The 21,723-nt window shown below is 63.8% G+C and carries 8 protein-coding genes; 5 read left to right on the top strand and 3 right to left on the bottom strand.

The features are described from left to right. Positions 1 to 6: 6 nt before the first annotated feature. A complete protein-coding gene (locus CAY82_RS04870; RefSeq protein ID WP_087500209.1) occupies positions 7 to 2,523 on the bottom strand; it encodes a UvrD-helicase domain-containing protein in 2,517 nt (838 codons plus the stop codon). A 175-nt stretch (positions 2,524 to 2,698) separates the two neighbouring features. On the opposite strand from CAY82_RS04870, the gene CAY82_RS04865 reads away from it, so the two are divergent. Further along, complete coding sequence (locus tag CAY82_RS04865; RefSeq protein ID WP_047934682.1) at positions 2,699 to 3,397, top strand: pirin family protein; 699 nt, start codon at positions 2,699 to 2,701, stop codon at positions 3,395 to 3,397. 171 nt (positions 3,398 to 3,568) lie between these two features. Here CAY82_RS04865 and CAY82_RS04860 read toward each other — a convergent pair whose 3' ends face one another. After that, positions 3,569 to 4,054: an isochorismatase family protein gene (locus tag CAY82_RS04860; protein WP_087500159.1), complete on the bottom strand. Its 486-nt coding sequence runs from the start codon at positions 4,052 to 4,054 to the stop codon at positions 3,569 to 3,571. Between the two features lie 209 nt (positions 4,055 to 4,263). Continuing rightward, entirely contained in the window at positions 4,264 to 15,966 is an 11,703-nt protein-coding gene (locus tag CAY82_RS04855; protein WP_087500158.1) for a peroxidase family protein, read from the bottom strand. A 543-nt stretch (positions 15,967 to 16,509) separates the two neighbouring features. Between CAY82_RS04855 and CAY82_RS04850 the strand changes: the two genes are divergently transcribed. From CAY82_RS04850 to CAY82_RS04835, 4 genes are read left to right on the top strand one after another with little or no spacing between them, the layout of a single operon-like run. After that, a complete protein-coding gene (locus tag CAY82_RS04850) occupies positions 16,510 to 18,246 on the top strand; it encodes a type I secretion system permease/ATPase (RefSeq protein ID WP_087500157.1) in 1,737 nt (578 codons plus the stop codon). A 6-nt stretch (positions 18,247 to 18,252) separates the two neighbouring features. Then, entirely contained in the window at positions 18,253 to 19,593 is a 1,341-nt protein-coding gene (locus CAY82_RS04845) for an HlyD family type I secretion periplasmic adaptor subunit (protein ID WP_087500156.1), read from the top strand. Beyond that, positions 19,594 to 20,922 (top strand): TolC family outer membrane protein, encoded by a 1,329-nt coding sequence (locus tag CAY82_RS04840; protein ID WP_087500155.1) that lies wholly within the window; start codon positions 19,594 to 19,596, stop codon positions 20,920 to 20,922. A gap of 49 nt (positions 20,923 to 20,971) precedes the next feature. Continuing rightward, positions 20,972 to 21,640, top strand: a complete 669-nt coding sequence (locus CAY82_RS04835) for a bifunctional 2-polyprenyl-6-hydroxyphenol methylase/3-demethylubiquinol 3-O-methyltransferase UbiG (RefSeq protein WP_087500154.1) — start codon at positions 20,972 to 20,974, stop codon at positions 21,638 to 21,640. Positions 21,641 to 21,723 lie beyond the last annotated feature (83 nt).

Genomic DNA, 21,723 nt, shown 5'->3' with positions numbered 1-21,723 from the left:
CGCTGATCAACGACCACGCAGGTCTTCGAAGAAGGCCTGCCGCCCATCCACCTGGCTAGACGCACGTGGCGCTGCCGCCGCCTCTGCGTTGGCCGCCTCCACATGCCAATAGCAGTGCCTGACCGCGCGGGTTACCGCCACATAGGCCAGGCGCTGCACCTCTTCCTTCTGCGCGGTATCGAACGGCTGGGCATCACCGGCCTTGCCCAACCCGGCCTGGCGATACACCTGGTTCTTGTAGGGTGAACTGGTCAGGTACTGGCAGTCGCCCAGCATGAACACTGCATCGGCCTGTAAGCCCTTGGCACTGTGGTAGGTCAACTGGCGCAGCCGGCGCTGCTCGGCCGGCAACGCCGCCTCGGCGTGCAGCACGCCTTGCAGGTGCTCGCTCATCAGCGCCCTGTCGCTGCCCTTGCGGTACAGCATCATCACCGACTCGCCACGCTGGTAGTGCTCGATCAGCGTTTCACCCAGGGCTGCCTCGTCACGGTCGAACACCTTGACCGGCGAACCTGGCAGCTCGGCCGCCGGGCCGCTGGCCCGAGCTTTCTTTCCGGCAATCGCCGGGGTGCCCTTGACCAAGTGTTCGGCCGCGTCGATCACCTGCTGCTGGCAACGGTAGTTGTCGACCAGCATCACCCGGGTGTTGGCCGGCGACGGGAAGGCCTTGGTGAACTCCATGAAGTACTTGGGCGAACTGCCACGCCAGCCGTAGATCGACTGCCAGTCGTCGCCCACGCACAGCAAGGACGAATGCTGGGCATGGCGCCCGGTATGCATCGCCGGTCCTCGCCGACGGATCTCGGCGAGGCTGGCACGCAGCCAGCTGACGATCTGCGGTGACACATCCTGGAACTCGTCGATCATCAGGTGTGCCAGCGGCCGCAGTAACGGGTCGGGCAGCAATTGCAGGTTTTCCGGGTTGTTTTCGCCGAACAAGGCGAACATGCGGTTGTAGCTCATCACCGGCGGCGACTGGTCCAGCAGGTGCGCCTCCAGGGCCTTCCAGTACAGGGCCAGGGCCTCGAAGAACAGCGCATCGCTGTCACCGGACGGGAAGCTCATCGCCGCCACGGCAGTGTTCACCTCCAGGCCGAGGTTCTCGATGAAATTCGCCGCACCGACAAAGGCATCGAGCAGCGGCGCCGGGGCCAGTTCGCCCTTGACCTTGTATTCGAAGCCGGGGCCGGCCACGGCGTCACCGGCCAGCGAAGCAGCCAGGCGCCGGGCCATGGCGTAGTTGTCGAGCCAGATCAGCGGCTGGTCGCAGAAGGCCTGCAACAGGGTGCGCTTGACCGCCCATTCGGCGCGCACCGCCAGCTTGGCGCCAGGGCGCTGGTACTGCGCGCTTTCCGCCGGGTCGAAGCCCAGCACGAGCAAAGGCCCCTGGCCGGCCAGACGGCCATGCACATGAAAGCGGCTGCCACGGATCTCGACGGTCTCGCGGCAAGGTTCGATACCTTTGATCGGCCAGGCGCCGGCGGCGAACCACAGATCCTCGATGACGTCGCACAGCTCTTCGTCACGCTGGGCAGCCAGCTGGGTTACCTGGGCGCGCTTCTGCACATCGGGGTTATTGGGGTCCAGCGGCTTCAGCTGCAGGGCTTCGCTGCGCAACAGGCCGACCAGCTCGGCAAAACGCGGGCTCTCGCCCAGCAGTGTGCTGTAGCACTGGTTCAGCTGCTGGCGCTGGGCATCGTTCAGACGCAGGTCGAACGGGTTGCTCTCGGCATCGGCTTCACGCCCGGCCGGCATCTCGTTGCCCAGCGTTTCGAACGCGCGCACCTGGCCAAAGCCCGGCAGGCTGCGTACCAGCGGCAGGATGCGCGAATGGAACGTGCGCACCAGCTCGCGGGCCTGCAGCGGTTGCAGGTTGATCTGCCACAGGGCGAACACCTGCAGCAGGCGCTTGATGAAGTCCTTGCGCGACTCGCGGGTGAAGGTGACTACGGTCATCGCATCCAGCTCGTAACCCAGGTAATGGCGCAACAGCAGGATGCGCAGCACCAGCGAGGTGGACTTGCCCGCCCCGGCCCCTGCCACCACGCAGGTGGACGGTGTGTCGCTGAAAATCAGCTTCCATTGCGCGGCACTGGGTTGCGCCTCGGCGGGCAGGCGCTGGGCGACATCGGCCTTGAAGCGCTTTTTCAGCTCGGCAGTCAGGGGCAGGCGCCAGTCATCGAACAGGTTGTCATCCCGGCCCGGCACCGCGGCGATGTCGGGCCGGGTATCGCGGATCACCAGCACCTGCCGCCCGGCCTCGTAACCTTCCACCCGCCCGCGTTCGAACCCTTCACGCACGCCATCGGCATGGCCACTGCGCTGGCCACTGGCGTGGCCGAGGAACCAGGAGTCGCGGTGCTGGGCCTGCAGGCGGGTCAGACCACGCCCCAGCAGGCGGGCCGCCAGGCGGCGAAACCAGGGCAGCTGGGCAGGAGGGGTAAGGTCGGCGGGGGCCTTGGGTTGCTCGTGGGCCACGGTCACTCCGTTGAAAAACAAAATCAGCGGGCATGTTCGCCGCATCGACAAAAAATCGCCAGCGAATGCTTGCATATCAGTGGATTAGGCGATGAAACGGATAAAATACTCCATCCGCATCAATCAAATTTACTGATTATTTTAAGCCGATATTTACGCTTATTTTCGATGCTTTTTTGACGCATCATGGCCTCATTCCACTGATTAAAGGAGCACGACCATGCTGCAACTGCGACCATTCGAAAGCCTCGGCCACGCCAACCACGGCTGGCTCGACGCCCACCACCATTTCTCGTTTGCCGAGTACTACGATCCGGCGCGCATGCACTGGGGCAACCTGCGGGTGTGGAACGACGACCTGATCGCTGCCGGCAGCGGCTTTCCGCCGCACCCACACCGCGACATGGAAATCATCACCTATGTGCGTGAAGGCGCGATCAGCCACCAGGACAGCCTGGGTAACAAAGGCCGTACCGAAGCCGGTGACGTACAGGTGATGAGCGCCGGTACTGGCATCGTGCATAGCGAGTACAACCTGGAAGATGTCGACACACGTATTTTCCAGATCTGGATCGTGCCGGAGCGCACCGGTGAAGCACCGCAGTGGGGTAGCCGGCCGTTCCCTAAAGGTGAGCGTGGCGAAGGCTTCGTGACCCTGGCCAGCGGCCGTGCGGGCGATGAGGACAGCCTGCAGATCCGCACCGATGCGCGGCTGGTGGCTGCCACCCTGCGTGCCGGTGAAACTGCCGAGTACCGTTTCGATGCCGCACGCCGGGGCTACCTGGTGCCGGCCAAGGGGCTGGTGGAGGTCAACGGGCTGCGGGCCAAGGCGCGCGATGGCGTGGCGATCGAGCAGGAGGAGGTGCTGCGGGTGACCGCCATCGAGGACAGCGAGATCGTGCTGGTGGATGTGGCTTGAGGCCATACCTCTGGCGACCTCTGCAGGAGCAGCCTTGCGCTGCGAAAAGGCCGGTGCAGACGACAACACTTGCTGCGCCTGTATCGGCCGCTTCGCAGCACAAGGCTGCTCCTACATGGACCGCGCTGGTCTGGAAGGAAAAGGTCAGCCTCATCCTGGTGACTACATCAACTAGCCTTGCGCGGCCAGTTCGGCCAGCACCTCAACCGAGGTGGTAACCTGGCGGAAGTGGTGCTGCCAAAGCTCGATCCCCAGCTTGCCCGACCGGTCCAGCGAAGCCCCTACCGTCATGTCGGTGACCAAGGTGGGCATCAGCCCCGCATCGAACAGGGCAAAACCGGCGGCCAGCACACAGGTTTCAGTCTGTAGCCCACACACCAGCACCCGTTCCACACCCAGTTGCCGGATGTACTCGATGGCCTCGGCGCTCTGCCCGTAACCATGCTTGACGAATACCTGGTCAGCTTCGACCAGGCTCTCGTCTTCGGCCGCCGGGTGCCAGCCGAGTTGACGCTCGAACGGCGTGACCTGTTCGTCGTGCAACTCGATCGAGGCGATGGTGGGGATGGTGGCCGACAACCGGCGCAGGCCATCGACCAGCCACTCGGGCGGGCTGAAGGTGGACTGGACATCGACGATGAGCAAAACCTGGCGCATGGGCGGATTCCGGGCATGGGCAAAGGGCGCGGAGTATAACGCGCGCCTCCGGGCCATTGTCGATTTGCACATGGGGCCGCTTTGCGGCCCGTCGCGACACAAGGCCGCTCCTACAGAAGATACGTGATCCCCTGTAGGAGCGGCCTTGTGTCGCGACGGGCTGCGCAGCAGCCCCGGCATTTCAAGCAAACAACTTACCCTTCAGTTCCTCAAACCGACAGGTTGAAGTCCGCTGCAGTCACTGTGGTTGCGTCCGCCACTCCCACCAGGCGGATGGAGTCGGTAGCACCGATGCTGACCAACGTATCCGCGCCGTCATCGGCGATGGTAACGTTGGCGGCAAAGGTGGCCGCGGTGATGTTGAAGGCAGTGATATCCAGCAGGTCCTGCCCACCCGTCGCATCGCTATCGAAGTTGATGATCAGGTCATTGCCGAAGCCCGCGGCGAACTGGAAGACATCGTTGCCATCAGTGGCCATCATCGTGTCATCGCCCGCGCCGCCGTTGACCGTATCATCGCCAACCGCACCGTTGAGGAAGTCATTGCCGCTACCACCCGACAGGATGTCGTTGCCATCATCGCCGAACAGCGTGTCGCTACCCGCCCCACCGTTCAGGATATCGTCACCGAGACCACCGTCGAGACTGTCGTTGTCGTCACCTGCGTCCAGGGTATCGTTGCCAATGCCACCCAGCAGTTGGTCGTTACCCGCACTACCGGTGAGGGTGTCATTACCTGAGCCACCGGTGATGACGTTGTCCAAGGCATTACCGGTACCGGTGAAGTTGGCGACGCCAAAGTACCTCAGGTTCTCCAGGTTGCTGCCCAGCGTCCAGCTGGTCAGCGTGGTGCGCACCAGGTCGGTACCACCGCCGGCCTGTTCCACGAGCACATCCCCGGCATTGTCGACCACATAGCTGTCGTTGCCGGCGCCACCCACCAATTGGTCGATACCCGCACCACCATTAAGGAAGTCGTTTCCGGCACCACCGACGATGGTATTGGCCAGGGCATTACCCACACCGATGAAGTTACCGATGCCGGTAAAGCTCAGATTCTCCAGGTTAGCGCCCAACGTGTAGCTTGCCAGGCTGGTCTGCACCTGGTCCGTGCCGCCGCCAGCCGCCTCGGTGACGGTGTCACCCACGTTGTCGACGACATAGGTGTCGTTACCGGCACCACCCGTCATCGTATCTGCACCTGCCCCACCGTTTAGGACATCATTGCCCGAGCCACTGGTAATGACGTTGTTCAGGCCGTTACCGGTACCGGTGAAGTTTGCGGCACCGAAGTAGGTCAGGTTCTCCAGGTTATTGCCCAGCGTCCAGCTGGTCAGCGTCGTGCGCACCAGGTCAGTACCAGCCCCCGCCTGTTCCACGACTATGTCCCCGGCATTATCGACTACATAGCTGTCGTTGCCGGTACCACCCACCAACAGGTCGATACCCGCGCCGCCGTTGAGGAAGTCGTTTCCGGCGGCGCCGACGATGGTGTTGTCCAGGCCATTACCTACACCTGTGAAGTTGCCAGTACCGGTAAAGCTCAGGCTCTCCAGATTAGCCGCGAGTGTGTAGCTCGCCAGGCTGGTGCGCACCAGATCGGAACCTCCGCCCAACACCTCGACGACGACGTCTGCGGCGTTGTCGACGACAAAGGTGTCATCACCAGCTCCGCCGATCATGGTGTCCGTGCCGAGCCCACCGTCGAGTGTGTCGTTACCGGCGTTGCCGGTGAGGATGTCATTACCTGAACCGCCGGTGATGACGTTGTCCAGGGCATTACCGGTACCGGTGAAGTTGGCGACGCCAAAGTACCTCAGGTTCTCCAGGTTGTTGCCCAGCGTCCAGTTGGTCAGCGTCGTCCGCACCAGGTCAGTACCGGCGCCTGCCTGCTCCACAGGCACATCGGCGGCATTGTCGACTACATAACTGTCGTTACCGGCACCACCCACCAGCTGGTCGATACCTGCACCACCGTTGAGGAAGTCGTTTCCGGCACCACCGACGATGGTATTGGCCAGGGGATTACCCACTCCGATGAAGTTGCCGGTGCCAGTAAAGCTCAGGCTCTCCAGGTTAGCGCCCAGGGTGTAGCTTGCCAGGTTGGTCTGCACCTGGTCAGAGCCCCCGCCAGCCGCCTCGCTGATAGTGTCACCCACGTTGTCGACGACAAAGGTGTCGTTGCCGGCACCGCCCGCCATCGCATCTGCACCCAACCCACCATTGAGCACGTCGTTGCCCGCACCGCCGTCGAGGGTATCGTTGCCCTCACCGCCATCGAGCGTGTCGTCGCCATCACCACCGAACAACTGATCGAACCCGGTCAGGCCAATGAGCGTGTCGTTACCGGCCAGACCAAGCAGCACATCGTCACCCACGGTGCCGGTCAGAGTATCTGCTGCGGTTGTACCGACCAGCGTCACGCCTGGCACCGCAGGCACCTCCGCCGTCGGTGCAGAGGTCACCGTTTCCAGGGCGCCGAAGCCATCGGTGTAACGCACCAGCACGCGCAGTTGGAAGTGCCCTTGCGACGGACCTGGGGTGAAGGTAGCGGCAGTTGCACCGGCAATGTCGGTAAACGTCGTACCGCTACCTTGCTGCCACTGGAAGCTGAACGCACCCAGCCCGTCCAGATCGGCAATACCGCCGGTAAGTGCCGTCAGTGTCTGCCCCTGGTCTGGCGTAGTGTCACTGATCAACACGGCACCGGTAGGCGCATCGTTGACGTTGGCCACCGGGTCGAGGATGTCGGAGGCGATGCTTTCCTGCACGCCGAAGTCATCCACATAGCTGACCAGTACCCGCATGTTCTGCCCCACTTGCTCCTGGGTCAGGACAAAGGTGCTGCTGATGGCACCGGCAATATTGACCCAGCCGAGCCCCCGGTTGGACTGCCACTGGAAGGTGAACTGCGGGTTGCTCAGGCCGTCGGCATCGACGATGGTTGCCGTGTTGGCGGTGAGGGTCTGGTTCTGCACCAGCAGCCCGGTCACGGTCGGCCCGGCGCTCGGCGCGCTGTTTGGCGACGAATCGACGATTTCCAGCGTACCCTTGGCATCCTGGTACACCGCCCGTACGCGGATGTTCAGCCCCGCCACATCATCCGTGACCCGGTAGGTGGTGCCGGTCGCCCGCGAAACCTCACCGGCGGCGACGAAGGTGATGTCTTCGTACACCCCCGAGCCTGGCAGGGTCTCTACTTGCCAGTAGTAAGCCACAGGGCCGTTGATGGCGCCGCTTGCGTTGGTGGCGCTGACGTTGTCGGCATCGTGCACCGCCAGGTTGCTCACCCGCAGCAGTTGGCCACTGACCGATGTGTCGTTACGCAGACCGGTGGCAGCATCGAGGATCGCCAGGTGGCCCGTTGGGCCGGCGTTGACGGCAGTGCCCACGCCGGAGGCCTGCGAGCTGTCGGAGAACTGCAGGCGCTCGATACCGGTCAGACGGTCGACACCATCGCGCCCGTCGACCAGGTCGGTGACGATCACCGAGTTGCCGTCGACCACCACGCTGTAGTCGGTGGACACCCCCGAGAACACCGCCGTGTCGTAGCTGTCGGTGCCGTTGAGGATTTCACGGACGATCACCAGCTGGCCCGGGTTGTAGGTGCCATTGAGCATCAGCGGCACCATTGGCTCCATGCTGTCGTAGCTGGCGATTTCCGGGCCGGTGCCGTCGCTGTTGGCGCGCACGCTGATGCGCACGTTCAGCCACTTGTCACCGTCGAGGATGTCGTCGCCGCCCCGGCCTTCAATCAGGTCGCTACCACTGCCGCCGAGGATGATATTGCCACCATCGTAGAACGTCGCCCCGGCAGCCAGCAGGCCGGCCAGGCCGTCGATCAGGCTGATGTTGGTCAACACGCTGCCGTTGGCGCCGTTGGTCGGCAAGGTCGCAGCGGTTTCGCTGTCACCGCGCAGGAAGTCACCATGGGCAGAACCGGACAGGCCTTCCATGATGTCGAAACGCACCAGCGCGGACGCGCCCGACCCCGGTACCGGCGGCACATCGAAGAAGCGGTCACTGAAGTCGATGGTGACGCCCTGGGCCAGGCCCTTGAAGGTCGCCCAGTCGTAGCCGGAGCCACCAATGTAGCGGTCACCGAAACCAAGGCTGCCGACCATGATGTCGTCGCCGCCTTCACCGTTGAACTTGTCGTTCTCGTTACCGCCGATGAACACGTCGTTGCCGATGACCGGGTCGTTGCCGAGCGGGTCGAAGTTGTCGCCAGGCGCACCGTCCGAGGTGCCCTTCTCGATCCAGTCGTCGCCTTCGTTACCCATGTCCTGCTCGTTGGCCTTGCTGCCCAGGATGAAGTCGTTGCCCTGGCCGCCGATGGCTTCGGAAGCGTCCTCACCGGTAACGATGAAGTCGTTGCCGAAACCGCCGATGATCAGGTTGACGCCATTACCGCCGTGCAGCACATCGTTGCCGTCGCCGCCCTGGATGTTGTCGTCACCACCCATGTCGCTGATGATGTCGTCGCCGGCACCACCACGCAGCTGGTCGTTGCCATCGCCACCTTCGATGCGGTCGTTGCCACCATCGCCCCAGACCGTGTCGTCACCCTCGCTGGAGACCAGGATGTCGTCACCGTCGGTGCCACCCAGCACGATGTGCTGGTCACCGGAATAGCGGATGTAGTTGGTGTCCGGGCCTGCTGTCAGCGGGCTGTCGCGGAACACCACCTGCTCGCCGTTTTCGCCCAGGGGGTCGGCACTGCCAAGGCCTTCGTTGAACTGCTTGCTCTGGTCCACTTCCAGGTAGAAGCCTACGTCAGAGAACACCAGGCCAGGGAGGTGGGTGGCCGAGGTGTTGGCCATGATCAGCTTGGCGAACGAGTTGCTTTCCAGCTCGGCGTTCATCGACAGGCCGGCGGTGCGCTCCAGGTAGTAGAAGCGGTCGCCGTCCTGCAATTTCTCCATCTGGTTCTCGAACACGAAGTTGAAGGTGCTGCCGAGCATCCCGCCGAACGGGGTTTTCGCTTCGGCCAGGCCGCCGATCCACAGGTCGATGGCATCGACCCCGGTCACGGTTACCGCCCTCAGGTCATCGGCGGTGCCAAGCACGCCATCCTTGCCAGGCAGGGTGACGTTGGCGTAGGCGCCGGTGCTGTTGAGGAAGTCCAGGCGATCGGCTGGCGCACCGTCACCGCCGAACACCAAGGCCATGGCCGCTGCGCGTTTTTCCAGTAACGTGACGGCTCCGGTGATGGTGCTGTGGGTGCCGTAGGCGGCGATGAAGTTGATCAGCGACTCCGGATGCTTCAGGTGCTGCACCAGGTCGACCCAGCTGGTGTACGGCTTGAGCTGGGTGTCGCCGGTTTGCGCGTAGATGTCGCGGCGCACGGCGTTCAGCGAGGGGATACCGACATCGCGGCCACGGGCGATGTTGATCGCCGGCAGGTCCAGCGGCAGGCCGAGCAGGTTGTTGCGCAGCGCCTCGGTGACGAACTCGTCGATTTCGTTACCGGCCTGGCGGGTGACCCCGCGCACGATGGCGCTGGTGGCATCCTCGGGGGTAACGCCACTGGCGGCATACGCCAGCGGGTTGAGGAACGCCGCGATCAGGCCCAGTTGCTGGTCGGGGTTGGCACTGTTCGGGTCGCCGATGACGGTGAAGTCGACGTTGAAGCGGTCGACGGTCTCGGTCAGCATCGAGTGGCCGAAGCGGTACACGGTGTGGGCGAACTCGGCCACGATCGACGCATCGAGGTCGACGTCATACACCTGGGTCGGGGCGAAGAACAGGTCGACCCGCGGTTGCACGGTGCGGGCGAACTCCTCGAACACCAAATGCTGGTACTGCATCTCGGTACCGAACTTGGCCGCCTGGAACAAACGCTCGCCATTCCACACCAGCGCGTCGATCTCGGCCTGGCTGGCCGGCAGCGCGGTCAGCGGGTTGAGCAGCCACTCGTTGATGAAGGCCAGGTCGCCCGAATCGAGTACGGTGTCCTTGGTCTGGGCCACCAACCGATTGTGCTCGGAGTGGAAGATCGCATGCACGGCGGTCAGGCCGATGTTCTCGTTGACCCGGCCGTCGCCGGCGATGTAGTGCGCATCGAGCAGTTCGTTGTCGTAGGCCAGGTTGGCACCGGTCTGCGGGTTCACTGGCACGGCATTGCCCGCATCGGTATCGGCATCAGGTACCAGCACGCCATTACTGAACACCGGCACGGCATTGTGGGCAATGTCGGCAAGGAACTGGTGACCGGTGCGTACGGCGTTGGTCAGGTCGATCGGCGCCAGCGGGTTGCCCTCGATCTGCTCGTCATCGGCAGTGCCGGCAATGCCGTCAGCCCCTTTCATCACCACCATAGGGAAGCCGTTCGGCCCCTTGATGAAGTTGCCGTAGGCGTCAGTAGCCAGCAGCGGCACGTTGTCGACATCGGCATCGGTCAGGTTGATGCCAAGCAGGTCACGGGCCTGGGCCTTGACCACTTTCCAGGTCGCCATGCCACCGATTTCCGTATCGTCCGCGGTACCGTACTTGCCATCTGCACCCAGGTCACGGTTGGTGATCAACCGGCCAGTGGCAACCGGGCCAGCGTCGGTCATCAGATAGGAGCGCAGGAACACCTGGTGCGAAGGGTGCGAGCTGTAGGTCTGGTTCTGGTCCACGAATGGCGTGGTGGTGTTGGTGTGCTCGTGAATATCGTCGGCGTTACCGAGGATGCCATCTGGCCCAGGCAGGTTGGTGGCACGGGTCACCACCATGAAGTTGGTGAAACCGCCCTCCACGTACAGCGGGTCATCCGGTTGCAGCGGGATGTAGATGGTGCCCGAGCCCCCTTTGGTGACCAGGTCCAGGCCATGGTCGAAGAACTGCCCGAAGAAGGTCATCCAGGCGTTGAACGGCGCGGACAGGCCAGCATCGGCGGCGGTGTTCTCGAACAGGTACACGTCGTGGTCGTCGGCGGTGCCGAACTGGCCGTCCAGGCCCGGGCTGGCGACGATGCGCACGCCGTCCTTGAGCACGTCGTCGTTGCCCACGGCGCCGAAGTTGAGCACGCCGTCCACACCCGGGTCGTATGCGGTGGCATAGGCCGCCGGGTTGTTGGAGGTCTGGTCGACGATCAGGTTGCTGATGGTGCGCGGCTGCGAGTCGAACACCGGACCGCTGGTCTGCTCGTACGACGAGCCCGGAATGGCCGGCGAACCAGGACCGAAGAAGCCGGCCGGTGCACCTTCAGCCGGGTTGAACACCGGGTCGGTCACTCGTGGGAAGACATTGTCGGCGGCACCAAACTCGGTGTTGTTGATGCCGTTGAGGTTCATCAGGTTGTTGTTCGAGCCATCCACCGTGCGCAGGCCCAGCGCCGAACGAATGTTGGGCAGCAGCGAGAGGATGTCAGCCCCGTTGGCGTCGGCCTCGGCGATCCTGATCTGGTCGAGGATGAAGTTGAGGTCGGAGCGCACCATGTTCAGGCCCGGACCGCCTGCAGTGGCATCCACCACCGGCGTGGCCGGCGTCGGTACCACAGGCGCGCCCGGCTGCACCACGGCGGTGGGCTGGGAGAACAGCACTTCGGTAGTGCCGTGGGCGTCCTGGTAGATCGCCTTGACCCGCAGGGCCAGCCCGGCCAGGTCTGGCGACACCTTGAACGTGGTGCCGTCGGCGCTCTGGAACGCCAGGTCGCCTGCCGGCAGCAGGATGATGTCTTCGAACACGCCACTGCCCGGAGTAGCCTCGAACTGCCAGTAGTACGACACCGAACGGTCGGCGAGCGTGCCCAGTGGGTTACCGGCGCTGATGTTGTCGGCATCCAGCACGCCAGCCACGTTTACCGTAAGGACATCGCCCACGGTGATCGCACCGCCGTTGCCGTCGGTAATGGCCGGGCTGCCGGTAGGCTGCGCATTCAGCCCTTCCACCAGTACGCGCTGGCCGTCGGAGAACTGCAGACGTTCGATGTGCAACAGCGTATCGACACCATCGCGACCGTCCACGGTATCGGTCACGGTCCACACATCGTCGCTGGTATCAGCGGTGCCACGGGTGTTCTGGGTGACCACGTACTCATTCTGCAAGCCGGAGAACACGGCCGTGTCGAAGGCCGCGCCACCGGTCGAGGTGCCGGGCAGGATTTCCCGCACGGCCTTCAGCTGGCCGGGGCTGTAGGTACGGTCGAGCATGAACGGAATCATGTCGACCATGCTGTCGAAGCTGGCGATCTCAGGGCCGGTGTGGTTGACGTCTTCCGGCGCGTACACGGCGATGCGCACATTGAGCCACTTGTCGCCGTCGATCAGGTCATCACCGCCACGGCCTTCGATCAGGTCGCTGCCGTTGCCACCGAGCATGATGTTGCCAGTGGCAAAGCCGGTGGTTGGCAACCCGGCGTCTGCCAGGAACTGTTGCAGACCCCGGATCAGCGCAACGTTGGTCAAGGCACTGCCGGTGGCTCCGCCATGGTTGAGGATGGTCACGGCATCGACGTTGTCGCCCTTGAGCACGTCGGCGAAGTTCGAACCGGACACACCCTCGACCTCGGCGAAGCGGTCGAGGATTGAGGCTGGCGAAGCGCCTACCGGCTGGAACACACCAGTGTTCTGGGGCGGTGCGTTGCCATGGGGTTGGGCCAGCGCGGCCAGGGTCAGGTCGACGGTGACGCCAACCTGGTCATTCTTGTTGATGATCCAGTCGAAACCGGACATGCCATCCATCTTGTCCTGGGCGTCACTGCCGACGAAGATGTCGTCGCCGCCCTCGCCGATCATCTCGTCGAAGCCACCGCCACCGACGAAGATGTCGTTGCCGATCACTTCGTCACCCAGCAGCGGTGCAAAGTTGTCGCCGGGCGCGCCGTCCTGGGTGCCCCTCTCGATCCAGTCGTCACCCTCGTTGCCGGTAGGCGGCAGGTTGGTCTTGGCTCCGAGGATGAAGTCATCCCCTTGGCCGCCGAAGGTGGTGCTGATGTCTTCGGTGGTGATGATGAAGTCCTGGCCGTTGCCACCCAGGATCAGGTTGCCGCCCACCAGCATGCTGCCAACGACGATCACGTCGTTGCCGTCGTTGCCTTCCAGGCGGTTGTCGCCGAACGAGTCGGTGATGATGTCGTCACCGGCACCGCCCAGTACCGCATCGTTGCCGGCGCCGCCTTCCAGGGTGTCGTTGCCGCCGTCGCCATACACCGTGTCGTCGCCCTCGCCAGCAACAATGATGTCGTCGGCCGCGGTACCACCCAGAACCACGTGATCCTCACCGGTGTAGTGCAGGTAGTTGCTGTCTGGCCCCACGGTATCGGGGTTGTCACGGATCACCAGCGGCACCACTTCGACGCCGTTGATCATGATGCCGCCCGTCGGGTCGGCCCGGCCATCTGCGCCCAGCCCGGTGAACTGGTTAGCCTGGTCCACCTCAAGGGTGAAGGTCGGTGTGAGGAACACGGTATTGGACAGGTGCGTGACATCGGAGTTGCGCATGATCAGCTTGGCAAAGGAGTTGTTCTCCAGTTCAGTGCCAAAGTTCATGCCCGCGGTGCGCGCCAGGTAGTAGAACCGGTCGCCGTTCTGCAGGGCTTCCAGCTGGGTTTCGAAGACGAAGTTGAAGGTGGAACCGAGCATGCCGCCGAATGGCATTTTCTGCTCGGCCAGGCCGCCGACCCAGAAATCGATGTCATCGACACCGGTCACGGTCACGCCAGTGATGTCGTCGGCAGTGCCGGCGATGCCGTCCGCGCCGACCAGTGTCACATTGGCATAGGCGCCGGTACCGTTGAGGAAGTCCAGGCGGTCCGCAGGCGCGCCGTCACCGCCGAGCACCAGTGCTACGGCAGCGGCGCGCTTGGCCGCTTCGGTGTCCGCCCCGGTGATGGTGGCGTGGGTGCCGTAGGCGGCAATGAAGTTGATCAGCGACGCCGGGTGCTTGAGGTGATCGGCAAGGTCGGCCCAGCTGATGTAAGGCTTGAGCTGGCTGTCGCCGGTCATGGCGTAGAAATCGCGGCGCGCCTCGTTCAGGGTGGGAATGCCGGTGTCACGCCCTCGGGCGATGTTCAGCGCGGGCAGGTCCAGCGGCAGGCCAAGCAGGTTGTTGCGCAACGCCTCGGTGACGAACTCGTCGATTTCGTTGCCCAGCTGGCGGGTGACGCCGCGGATGATCGCGCCGGCAGCCTCGTCGGCAGTCGCACCACTGCCAGCGAATGCCAGCGGGTTGAGGAAGGCGGCTATCAGGCCAAGCTGCTGGTCGGGGTTGGTCGGGTCGCCGGATACCGGGTTGAACGCCGGGTCGAAACGGTCGACGGTTTCGGTCAGCATCGAGTGGCCGAAGCGGTAAACCACGTGGGCGAACTCGGCGAGGATGGCCGGGTCGATCGAGGTGTCGTAGCCGTTGGGGGCGAGGAATTCGTCGATCTGCGGCTGGATGGTGCGGGCGAACTCTTCGAACACCAAGTGCTGATACTGCATTTCGGTGCCGAACTTGGCGGCCTGGAACAGCCGCTCGCCGTCCCATACCAGCGCGGCGATTTCGGCGGGCGTGGTGGGGATGGCAGCAACATCATCGATCAGCCATTGGTTGAGGAACGCCAGGTCACCGGCGGCCAGCAAGGTGTCCTTGGTCTGCTGTACCAGGCGGTTGTGCTCGGAGTGGAACACGTGGTGCACGGCGGTCAGGCCGATGTTTTCGTTCACCCGACCGTCACCAGCGATGTAGTGAGCGTCGAGCAGTTCGTTGTCGTAGGTCAGGTTGTTGCCGCCCGGCCCCACCGGTTGCGCGTTGCCCACGGCGGTGTCGGCGTCGGCCTGCAGCACACCGTTCACGATCACCGGTGCAGCGTTGTGCGCGATGTCGTCAAGGAAGCCATGCCCGGTGCTCACGGCATTGGCCAGGCTGATCGGCGCGTCGCGGTTGCCTTCGACCAGCGTGGTGACGTCGTCGGCGGTACCGGCGATGCCGTCGGCGCCATTGTTCACGCGCATCACCACCTGCGGCATGCCGTTGGGCCCGCGCAGGAAGTTGCCGTAGGGGTCGGTGGCCAGCAGCGGCACGCTGTGCACGTCGGCGTCGGTCAGGTTGATGCCGAGCAGGTCGCGGGCCTGAGCCTTGACCACTGCCCAGGTGGCCATGCCACCGCTTTCGCCATTGCCATCGTCGGCGGTGCCGAAGCGGCCATCGGCGCCCAGGTCACGGTTGGTGATCAGCCGCCCGGTGGTTACCGGGTCGCCTGCGGCGTTGAGCGTGTACTCACGCAGGAATACCTGGTGCGAGGGGTGCGAACTGTAGGTCTGGCTCTGGTCGACAAACGGCGAGGTGGTGTTGGTCTGGCCATCGTCGGCGGTACCCACCACACCATCGGCGCCTGCGGTACGCACGGCCCGCGACAGCACCATGAAGTTGGTCGGGCTGCCCTCAACGAACAGCGGGTCGTCCGGTTGCAGCGGAATGAACACGAAGTCGGTGCTGCTCTTGGTCACCAGGTCCAGACCGTGGTCGAAGAACTGCCCGAAGAAGGTCATCCAGGCGTTGAAGCCGGCGGTCAGGCCGACGTCGGGCGACACGTTGGGGATGAAGAACACTTCCTTGTCGTCAGCGGTACCGAATACTCCGTCGATGCCGGGGCTTATCACCGGGGCGGCGCCACCATTGGCTTCGACCGCGGCCGGGTTGTTCGCCGTCTGGTCGACGATCAGGTTGCTGATGGTGCGTGGTTGCGAGTCGATGACCGTGCCGCTGCTGGCATAGTCGCCGCTGAAGGAGGGACTGAGCAGACGCAGGAACGAGTTGTCGGCGGCGCCGAACTCGCTCTGCCCGGTCACCAGGTTGTTGTAGCTGCCGTCCACGGTACGCAGGCCGAAGGGCACCTGGCTGTTGGGCAGCAGGTCGATCAGGCTGGCGCCATCGGCGTGGGCTTCGGCGATGAAAATCTGCTGGAGGATGAACTCCAGGTCCGACTTGCTGAAATCTGCCATTTCTATTGCCCTCGATCTGTCCGGAGATGACACAGGGCAACAGGGTCCTTCCCACGCCCAGTCAGTGTTGACGTGCGCAGATACTGGTTCGGTGTTCCAGGCGTAGCGGGCACAACACGCTTGTGCAGGCCCCACTGGCCTCATCATCGCAAGCCGGCACCCGCTGTCCGGGGGCCTTGTTAAGCATGCGATACAGCTGTAACGCACATGCATCGACCCCAGCTCGCACAGGGCCCGAATACTTCAGAACTAAAGTCGCAGGCGAAAAGCTTGTCAATATTTCGTCGAAAATATCATCGCCCGATGATAATGCGATGCAAATGGCTGTTTTATTGGCACTTATGAAAACTTAAAAGACTTTATAGAGCGAAACGATATTACCGTGTATGTCGCTGCAACCTACGCTCCAGCATGTGGGAGCAGCGCAGCGTTTTGGAGCATCCGCCATAAGAGCGATCCGCCTGCGAGCCAACCAGAAGCCACGATTACCGCTGCACGGGGCGCCGCAAGGGCTTCCCGAATGGTGATAAAGGGAGGGCCCCGATGCACAAGCCACCACGCACTCGTTCCGAGCTGGCCGACGTGCTGTTCCGCCTGCGCCGCAGCTTTTTTGCCTTGGCCGCCTTCAGCGGCGTCATAAACGTCATGATGTTGACGCCAGCTATTTATATGTTGCAGGTGTACGATCGCGCCCTGGTCAGCCGCAACGTCACCACCCTGACGATGCTCACCCTGCTGGTGATCGGCTTGTTCATGCTGATGTCGGCCCTGGAGATGGTCCGCACCCGCGTACTGATCCGAGTGGGCAACTTCCTCGACATGGACCTCAACCGACGCATCTTCAGCGCCGCCTTCGAGCGCAACCTGAGCCGCGCCGGTGGCAACCCGGCCCAGGCCCTGCAGGACCTGGCGCAGGTGCGGCAGTTTCTGACCGGCAACGGCCTGTTCGCCTTCTTCGATGCCCCCTGGACGCCGATCTACCTGCTGGTCAGCTACCTGATCCACCCACTGCTGGGGCTGATCACGCTGATCGGCTCGCTGATTCTGGTGGGCCTGGCCTACCTCACCGAGAAAGCCACGCAAAAACCCTTGGCCGAGGCCAACCAGGCCGCCCTGTCGTCAGCCAGCTACGCCAACAACAACCTGCGCAACGCCGAAGTGATCGAAGCCATGGGCATGCTGCCGGCGATCGGCAAGCGCTGGTACCAGGGCCACTTGCGCATCCTGCAGATGCAGACCCTGGCCTCCGACCGCGCCGCGCTGATCAGCAGCACCGGACGCTTCGTGCGCATTACCTTGCAGTCGGTGATTCTCGGCGCCGGCGCACTGCTGGCGATCGAGGGCAAGATCACCCCTGGCATGATGATCGCCTGCTCGATCCTCACTGGCCGTGCCCTGGCCCCGGTAGAACAGGTGATCGCCGCGTGGAAGCAACTGCTGGGCTGCCGTTCCGCCTGGGGCCGGCTCAACGACCTGCTGGGCGACTTCCCACAGCGGCCACCGAGCATGTCACTGCAAAGGCCGATGGGCATGCTGGCCGTGGAAAACGTGATCGCCGGTGCCCCCGGCACCAGCAACAATATCGTGCGCGGGGTCAGCTTCAGCCTGGTCCCGGGTGAAAGCCTGGGCATCATCGGCCCTTCGGCCTCGGGCAAGTCCACCCTCGCCCGCCTGCTGGTAGGCGTTTGGCCGACCCAGGCCGGCAAAGTACGCCTGGACGGCGCCGACATCTTCACCTGGAACAAGGCCGAACTTGGCCCCTGGCTTGGCTACCTGCCGCAGGATGTGGAGTTGTTCGAGGGCACCATCGCCGAGAACATCGCACGCTTCGCCGAAGTGGACAGCGAGGCAGTGATCCGCGCTGCCCGCAGCAGCGGCGTGCACGACATGATCCTGCGCTTCCCGCAGGGCTACGATACCCGCCTGGCAGCCGACGGCAGCCCGCTGTCCGGTGGCCAGAAGCAACGCATTGCCCTGGCCCGTGCGCTGTATGGCGAGCCGAACCTGGTAGTGCTGGACGAGCCCAACGCCAACCTCGATGACGTTGGCGAAAAGGCCCTGGTCGATGCACTGGCAGAACTCAAGGCCCGCGGGGCCACGGTAATCCTGATTTCCCACCGGCCCAATGTGCTGTGCGCGGTCGACAAGGTGCTGATGCTGCGTGATGGCGCTGTACACATGCTCGGTAGCCGCGACGAAGTGTTCGCGGCACTGCGCAAGGCGAGCGTGATCCCGACAGCGACCGCTGCGCCGCTGGCGTCGGTAAAATTACGGGAGTGACCGATCATGCAGATGACCCAACACACCGAATTGATTCCCGCCGAGGCCCGCAACGAGATCGACCTGGACATGGGCCGGCCGGCACGCTGGGGCGTATGGATGGTCATCGCCGGCTTTGGCGGCTTCCTGCTGTGGTCGTGCCTGGCGCCCCTGGATGCCGGGGTAGTCGCCACCGGCACGGTCAAGGTAACCAGCAACCGCAAGGCGGTGCAGCACCTGACCGGCGGTACAGTCGAGGCGATCCTGGTGCGCGAAGGCGATGTGGTGAAGAAAGGCCAGGAGGTGGTACGCCTCGATGCCCTGCGCGCGGTGGCCGAACAGGGCGCAGTCAGTGCCCAGTACATTGTCAGCAAGACCGTGGAAAACCGCCTGGAAGCCGAGCGCGATGGCCGCGACAAGGTCACCTTCGACCCAGCCCTGCTCAAGCACTATGGCAACGACCCGCGCCTGCTGGCAGCCATGAACCTGCAACAGCGCCTGCTGGACACCCGCCGCGCCGCCCTGGCCGGTGAGCTGAGCATCCTCGAAGAAAACCTGGCCGCCACTTCGGTGCAGCTCAAGGGCCTGCAGCAGGTGTACGGCGCCCGCGCCTCGCAGATCGGCTTCCTCAACCAGGAGCTGCAAGGTACTCGCGTGCTGGCCGCAGAAGGCTATGTACCACGCAACCGCCTGCTGGAGCTGGAGCGCAACAATGCCGACCTGTCTGCCGGCCAGGCCGAAAACCTCAACAACATCGCCCGGACACGCAGCCAGGCCACCGAAATCAAGTTGCGCATGCTGCAACGCCAGCACGACTACCTCAAGGAAGTGGAGTCGCAGCTGACCGATACCGCCAAGGAGAACACCACCCTGGCCGATCGCCTGCGCGCGCTGGACTACGAAGTGACCCATACGGTGATCCGCTCGCCGATCGACGGCATGGTCCAGGCCCTGAGCATCGCCACGGTCGGCGGCATCATCCAGCCTGGGGCCAAGATCATGGAGGTGGTGCCGCTCGACCAACCGTTGCAGGTCGACGCGATGATCCCGGTACAGGCCATCGACAAGATGGTCCCGGGCCTGGACGTGGACATCGCCTTCCCGGCCTTCAACCATGCGCAAACGCCAAACATCCCGGGTCGGGTCAAGACCGTCTCCGCCGACCGACTGATGGACGAAGAAAGCAAACAGCCGTTCTACCTGGCCCAGGTGGAGGTAACGCAGGACGGCATGGGCCTGCTGGGTAGCAATCACATCCGCCCCGGCATGCCGGCCACCGTCACCATCAAGACCGGCGAGCGCAACCTGCTAAGCTACCTGCTAAAACCGATGCTCGAACGCGTGGACGCCTCGTTCAAGGAGCAGTGAATGAATCACCGGTGCCTGATGCTTTGCCTGTTGGGGTTGTCCGCACAGACCAGTGCCATGGACCTGAAACAAGCCTGGGACCTGCTGCAGTACCAGGGCCCGATCTACCGCGCCGCGGTGCACGAGAAAGAAGCCGGCAGCGAGAACCGCGCCATCGGCCAGGCCGGCTTGCTGCCACAGATCAACGCTGCGGGCTACTTCAACAAGGTCAATGGCAGCCAGCGTCAGAATGGCCGGGACAGTGACCTGGACTATGACTCCAAGGGCGCCAACGTGCGTTTGCGCCAACCGCTGTTCAACAAGCAGAAGATGGCCGAATACCGTCAGGGCCAGCAACGTGCCGACTACAGCGTGGCGGTGTTCGACGCCAAGAGCCAGGACGCCGCGGTGCGCCTGGCCGACGCCTACTTCGACGTGCTGCTGGCCAGCGAAACCATCACCCTGGCCAAGGCCAAGCTGAATGCCTTCGAAGAGCAGCTGGCGTCGGCGAAGCGGCGCATGGAGCTGGGTGCCGGCACCATCACCGACATCGACGAGTCGGTGGCCCGCCGCGACCTGGCCGAGGCCGACCTGATCGAGGCCCAGGACAACCTGGTCAACGCCCGCCGCAAGCTGGAGGAATACATCGGTGAAACCCCGCAGTCTCTGACCACCTTGCAGCCAGGCTTCAACACACCGCCGCTGATACCTGGCAACCTGCAGGACTGGCTGGTCAAGGCCCAGGCCGACAGCCCGTTGATTCATGCGCGCCGCCATAACTACGAGCTGGCCGAAGAAGAAGTGAAGCGCGCCCGCGCCGGGCACTGGCCGACCCTGGATTTCGTGGCGGGCTACACCGCCGGCAGCAGCCAGTCGATTTCCGAACTGAACCAGCGCAACCACTACAGCTCGATCGGGCTGGAACTGAACATTCCGCTGTACAGCGGAGGCGGTACCAGTGCCCTCACCCGCCAGGCCAGTGCCAACAGTTCCAAGGCCTTGGATGAACTGGACGCCACGCGCCAGGAAGTGATTTCCGGCACCACCCGCGAGTACCGCGGCGTGCAGAGTGGCGCCTTGCGCATCCAGGCGCTGGAAAAGGCCGTGGCGTCCAACGAACGCTCGCTGCTTTCGGCCCGCAAGGGCTTCAAGGAAGGCGGCACCAGCACCAACTCGGATGTGCTCAATGCCGAGGAGCTGCTGTATGACGCCCGGCATGACCTGTTCGAAGCGAAGCTGAACTACCTGATGTCGCGGTTGCGCCTGGCATCGTCGGTGGGCAGCCTGGGGGATGATGATATCGACCAGATCAACGACTACCTCGGGCCGGAGCTGGTGGTGAGCAACTGACTGCAAATCGGTATCCCTGTGAAGCATCGCCCGCCCAACGGAAATGACCATGCGCAGCCCTGAAGACGCCTTGCTCGACAGCTGGCAGCACAACGCCCAGTCCTGGATCGATGCGGTGCGCAGTGGCGCCATCGACAGCCGTCGCCAGGTCACCGACCAGGCCATCCTGCTGACCATCCTTGGCCGCCAGCCCGAACGGGTGCTCGACCTGGGCTGTGGTGAAGGCTGGCTGCTGCGGGCGCTGGGCGACCGTGGTGTCGAGGCAGTAGGCGTGGATGGTGACAGGACGCTGGTGGATGCCGCGCGCGCTGCGGGTTCCGCCGAGGTGCACCTGGCCAGCTATGCACAGCTGGCCGCGGCCCAGGCCTATGTTGGCAAGGACTATGACCTTATCTGTGCCAACTTCGCCCTGTTGCAGCAGGACATCATCCCGCTGCTGGCAGCGATGAATGCGTTGCTGGCGCCCGGCGGTGCGCTGGTGATCCAGACCCTGCACCCATGGAGTGTGGCGGATGGGAATTACCAGGATGGCTGGCGGGAAGAATCGTTTGCCGGGCTCGCCGGGGATTGGCAAGTGATGCCTTGGTACTTCCGCACCCTGGCCAGCTGGCTGAACGCGCTGGACATGGCGGGGTTGCGGCTGGTCGGTTTGCAGGAGCCACAGCACCCGCAGAGTGCGCTGCCGCAGTCGTTGCTGCTGGTGGCTGAGGGGCGCTGAACCACTGTGGCTTTACCGGCCTGATCGCCGGCAAGCCTTTCATAGAACTGCACATAACTCATTGAATTAGCAGGGACCCTGTG

The organism is Pseudomonas sp. SID14000 (assembly GCF_002165135.1).
Lineage (GTDB): Bacteria > Pseudomonadota > Gammaproteobacteria > Pseudomonadales > Pseudomonadaceae > Aquipseudomonas.
The sequence above is the reverse complement of the archived record's forward strand: the minus strand, read 5'-3'. Positions and strand labels throughout refer to the sequence as shown.

Excerpts from the sequence above, each read along its gene's own strand:
- CAY82_RS04840 (WP_087500155.1), top strand. The coding sequence starts at position 19,594 with ATGAATCACCGGTGCCTGATGCTTTGCCTGTTGGGGTTGTCCGCACAG.
- CAY82_RS04870 (WP_087500209.1), bottom strand. The coding sequence starts at position 2,523 with ATGCGGCGAACATGCCCGCTGATTTTGTTTTTCAACGGAGTGACCGTG.
- CAY82_RS04860 (WP_087500159.1), bottom strand. The coding sequence starts at position 4,054 with ATGCGCCAGGTTTTGCTCATCGTCGATGTCCAGTCCACCTTCAGCCCG.
- CAY82_RS04850 (WP_087500157.1), top strand. The coding sequence starts at position 16,510 with ATGCACAAGCCACCACGCACTCGTTCCGAGCTGGCCGACGTGCTGTTC.
- CAY82_RS04835 (WP_087500154.1), top strand. The coding sequence starts at position 20,972 with ATGCGCAGCCCTGAAGACGCCTTGCTCGACAGCTGGCAGCACAACGCC.
- CAY82_RS04865 (WP_047934682.1), top strand. The coding sequence starts at position 2,699 with ATGCTGCAACTGCGACCATTCGAAAGCCTCGGCCACGCCAACCACGGC.
- CAY82_RS04845 (WP_087500156.1), top strand. The coding sequence starts at position 18,253 with ATGCAGATGACCCAACACACCGAATTGATTCCCGCCGAGGCCCGCAAC.
- CAY82_RS04855 (WP_087500158.1), bottom strand. The coding sequence starts at position 15,966 with ATGGCAGATTTCAGCAAGTCGGACCTGGAGTTCATCCTCCAGCAGATT.